This window comes from Sinorhizobium glycinis (assembly GCF_001651865.1).
In the GTDB taxonomy this organism is placed as follows: Bacteria; Pseudomonadota; Alphaproteobacteria; order Rhizobiales; family Rhizobiaceae; genus Sinorhizobium; species Sinorhizobium glycinis.
The window spans coordinates 1-4,691 of sequence record NZ_LPUX01000048.1 but is presented as its reverse complement, the minus strand read 5'-3'; the positions used below and the strand labels follow the sequence as shown (position 1 = coordinate 4,691).

2 protein-coding genes and 2 pseudogenes are annotated in these 4,691 nt (G+C 57.1%); 2 read left to right on the top strand and 2 right to left on the bottom strand.

The window, feature by feature from the left end:
• Positions 1-52 precede the first annotated feature (52 nt).
• Both AU381_RS02375 and AU381_RS31185 read right to left on the bottom strand, forming a co-directional pair.
• A pseudogene (locus tag AU381_RS02375) lies at positions 53-1,496 on the bottom strand (ISL3 family transposase); the annotation flags it as partial.
• Between the two features lies 1 nt (position 1,497).
• A pseudogene (locus tag AU381_RS31185) lies at positions 1,498-1,655 on the bottom strand (ISL3 family transposase); the annotation flags it as partial.
• A gap of 392 nt (positions 1,656-2,047) precedes the next feature.
• Between AU381_RS31185 and AU381_RS28135 the strand changes: the two are divergent.
• Complete coding sequence (locus tag AU381_RS28135; protein ID WP_082909607.1) at positions 2,048-2,266, top strand: DUF2188 domain-containing protein; 219 nt, start codon at positions 2,048-2,050, stop codon at positions 2,264-2,266.
• Between the two features lie 330 nt (positions 2,267-2,596).
• Positions 2,597-2,998, top strand: coding sequence for a hypothetical protein (locus AU381_RS30060; protein WP_041415760.1), 402 nt, complete (start codon positions 2,597-2,599; stop codon positions 2,996-2,998).
• Positions 2,999-4,691: the final 1,693 nt, after the last annotated feature.

The window sequence follows — 4,691 nt, the reverse complement described above, 5'->3', positions numbered from 1 at the left end:
TGTCAATCGGCGTGCAAAATTGGCTCTGACGCAGTTTTGGTGGTGACGGATTTTATCCCGCGCCAATGACGCGGGCTTGGAGGAGGTCAATCTTTCCGCGACCATACATCTGACGCTTCACGAGCTTGAGCTTGGTGATTTGCCCCTCCGTCTGGCCGTTCGACCACGGCGAAGTTAGCGCGGCGCTGACGGCTGCGCGGTCTTTGACGATGCCGTTGGCGAAGGAGGCTACTAAACCCGTTCGGGTTTTCTCCAACCATGGATCGAGATCAGCGAGGGATTTCTTGCGGATCATCGCCTGGAAGGCGGCGATGGCTTCCCGCGCCTCGACGAGCAACGGTACACCGCTCTCTATCGCCGCGACCGTCACGGTCTCAGATTTGGAGAGGTCGTCGCGACCGATGGTCATAAGACGCGCAATGGTCCTGGCCGAGGGCGCTCGGCTCAAGGCACCGTCATCGACCTTTTCTGCTTTTCGACGGCGTGTGGCCCACTCGGTGACAACTCGAAGGCAGCCACGGAACCCTTGGCTCTTGAGTTGCCGCCATAGCTCCGTTCCATTCCGGTGTCCGGCCGACCACTGAGCGTCAAGCCATGGCAGATAGAGTTCGAGCGAGTTCTCGCGGACGCGGAAGACATCCGAACGTTGACCACGCAGCACGCGTCGGACCAGGCCGCGACTGTATCCGGTCCGGCGCATAATCTCCTTGATTGCGGCTCCCGACTTGGCCAGGTCGAGAATGGCGGCGTTGGTGTCTTCGCGGCGAAGATATCCCTCGTACTGGATGCGCTCGGCGGCAGTCAGCAGCTCGGGATTGATCGTGGCGGCTCCGATCGCGGTTCGGATCTGGCGCATGGATTTGCGCACCGCATCGACGAATGCCCGGCTGGCATTCTCCATCAAGTGCCAGCGGTCAGCGACCTGGGTCGCCTGTGGCAATGCCTTGGCTGCAGCCGTCGCGTAACCACCGCCGCGGTCGCGGGCGACGATGCTGATCTGAGGTTGGTCCGAGAGCCAAGCCTGGGCCGTCGACGGCTCCCGATCTGGCAGGAGAGCAATGGTTTTGCGCCGTTCCAGATCGCAAATGATGGTCCCATAGCGTTGGTTACGTCGCCACGCCCAATCATCGATCCCGATCACGATCGGCGGGACAAAGCGCGGACTGCCGCGCCGCCGCACGACGCGCAGCAGCGTATCATTGCTTACCGGCAACATCAGCCGCTTGGCAAAGGCGGCCGCTGGCCTGCCACCCAGTGCAAGCCCGAGATGATGGACGATGTGGTCGAGCCTCGCAGTTCGCCGCGCTGAAGGCGCGAGAACGTCCCCGTCGAAGCGCTCGGCGAAGATTCGCCGGCCGCACAACACTGCGTCGCAGTGGAACCGTCGCGCTTCAATGACAAGCCGAACGGGCTTTCCCACCAAGGGCAGGTCAGCCAAGCGTCGTTGATATCGACTGTGGATTCGCTCCGACCTTGTTCCGCAGATCGGGCAAAGGNCGTCGTTGATATCGACTGTGGATTCGCTCCGACCTTGTTCCGCAGATCGGGCAAAGGCTTGTTCTACTCGCCGGCCGAACCGCGATCAACATAACCTCGTCATCAACGGCTGTATTGTCGACTACAAAGCCGCGAGGAACGAGCGTCGACGGTCGCAGCGAANGCTTGTTCTACTCGCCGGCCGAACCGCGATCAACATAACCTCGTCATCAACGGCTGTATTGTCGACTACAAAGCCGCGAGGAGCGTCGACGGTCGCAGCGAATAACCCATGGTGCTGATTCCTTATGTGAAACCAACATCAGCCAGCACTTGATTTCATCAAAAGTGAGTCAGAGCCAAATTTGCATGCCGAAACACATCTCAACGTTGCAAAAGAGCTCTGTGACTCACATGCATTAGATGGACGCGAGCATCGGTTTAAATGCGTCGCAACAGCGCTTCTGTCTGCAGCCGACCTTTGGATCTCAGTGTCCGCACCAAGCCAGCGTTTGCAAGCTAGCGGAATACCCGAAAAGCGATTATATCTCGTTCAGGAGGTACCTTGAGCATGTCGAAGAAGGGGCAGCACGTCGTTCCAAGCGCGGATGGTTGGAGCGTTAAGAAGGCGGGTTCTGCGCGAGCTACAAGCACTCACCAAACCCAGGCTGAAGCGATTGCCGCCGCCACTAAGATTGCGCAGAAGACTGAACTCTATATTCATGGTCGAGATGGGCGTATTCGCGAGCGCAACTCGTATTGCAACGATCCGATTCCGCCCAAAGGATGAGTGAGCCGCCTTCGTTTGAGCGGTCTGTCTTCATCAACTGTCCTTTCGATGAAGACTTCGCCCCGTTGCTGCAAGCTATTGCATTCTGCGTCACGGACCTAGTGGTGAAAACCTGACGGTTGATACCCGTCGTGGAAGACCGCTCTGGGTAGGATTTTCCGTTCGCGTTCGCCATTAGAACGAGCAACCAGCGTACTATGCTGACTTCGATGACTGCGAGGAAACGGCCTGTCGATGGTATGGGGTGCCTGCTACATTGGTCCCGTGCCGACCTGGGGAGTGCTGGGGCGGGTTATGCAAAGAGATGCTGTTTCGGACCGAGGTTCAATCATGATCGACAACCGCCTCACCGTCCTGAATCTATACGAGCTGAAGAAGACGCCGGAAGACTTCGAGATTGCGGTAGGCGCGCTGGCAAGGCGGGTCGAAGCCGAAGGTCATCCGGGAGTCCTGTCCTACAGGTTCTTCGTGAACGCATCGGAGAGGACAGCGCGCGGCGTCATCGACTACAAAAATCCTGACGCTTGGATCGGGCACCACGACATCGCCATGAGCTGGCCCGAAATGACCGCGTTGCATGCGGCGGCGACATTGGCGGAAGTCATCTTTCTCGGCCCGCTGACAACCGAAATCCAGGCCTGGATTGAAAGCTCGGCGCTGACCGCACGAGTTCGTAACGGGAACATATTTGCAGGCGGATTCCAGAGGCTGAGTGACTGGTCGAACGAATGACTGGATGGGTCACGACTTCCCCTTCGGACTCTTCGGCGGGAAGGGTAGAAAAGGGGGCGTGAGTTGTATTCGCCTCGGGTACCAAGCGTTGGATTTTCACCACTAGGGTTCTTTCCTCGGCTCGCTCCTGAGAATGCGGACAACGCCGCGAATCGATTGGATCGGATTATCGAACTGATCCGCGGATCTAGATTCGGGATTCATGATTTGAGCCGATGCAAGTCGGCTGCAGCAGACGAATATGCCCGGCTGAACATGCCTTTTGAGCTTGGCATAGACCACGGGGCACACCGATTCGGAAATGGCCAGTCCTCCCGGAAGGCGATTTTGATCCTTGAGCAGGCGCGTTACGATTACCAGAAGAGCCTATCTGATATATCCGGTTGGGATATTCACGCCCATGACGGAGATCACATCACAGCAGTTCGTCATGTTCGCAATTGGTCGTGAGACAGGCGGGCGCTGAGCCCGTCGGCCCCGCTCGTATTTTGGGGCATTACACCGCGTTTCAGGAATGGTACTGGGAGCGTGAACTCGCCACGGGCGCGTCAGAGGACGACATCAAAGCTTATCCAACGGTTCAAATGGTCGAAGCCATGCGCACATGGGTCGATGAAGGCCGACCTATATGAGCAGTTTCGAGGTGCCGGATCTGAGATCGGAAAAGAGCCTGGCAATTCGTACCTCGGTCACACCGAATTGCTCCGACCGCGCTAGTTTTCACATACTCGGAGTTTAATATCTCGTTCCGCATGTCGCAACCCATCGCGTCCCGCAACTTGACCCCCTTACTCTTCGAGACAACTGGTGGGTTGAGCGTCGTTGGTAGCAGGCGACTATTTCGCTCGTCCTCAGATTAACCGCTCATAGAAGCACTCTACCAGTAGCTGTGTAACACGCGCGCTGGATCGGGCGGAAATGTGTGCCAAGCGCCGGCACTTATCTCGATGCTAACCGCCGGTCTGCTGATTGGCAGGTGAGATCGGCAGTCTCATCATCCCGATAGAGCAACGACGCAACGACGCGGACGGGGCCACCTATAAGCGCCTCAACAAAGCCGTGCGTTCAGCCGTGTGCGTTGCTGTTGGCCGAATATGCCGGGTTGTACCGATCTCACCTACTACATGTGGCGTCAGACTCACGCGATTTAGCAATCAGGCATCTCTTCTTTAGATCCGTATACTCATATAAAGATATCAGCATATGGTATACTCGAAATATACTTCCTTCGCATTTTTCAGGTGAAAGCTTGGGGGTAAAACTCTTAATTGAACTTGCTAAGAATGGGGCAGTTGCGCAATAAAAAGGCACGCGCCGAGTGATTCGGGCGTGCCTTTGTTTGTTTGGGCTGCGGTTATACTGGTCTCCGTAGACGAACAGTGATGCTGCAGCGGTAGTCTAGACAACGCCGTCATAGGTCCCAGGGGCTTCTTTGGCAAGACCAGGGAGACTAAAACGATGGCGAAGACGCCAACCTTTAAGCCTGGCCAGATTGCTCCCAGATCTGGCCAGTATGAAATCACAGGTCCGCGCGGCGGCAAGGGCCCGTAAAGAACCGTTACCCGCGGCGAACCTCTTCCGCCGACTCCTAAGCCGGGATCAACATACCGGCTTATACCAACGAGCGGTGATCATGACCGATGCGCCCATTCGCGGAGTCCGATGGACATGATCTTCCACGGCTGGTCGACGA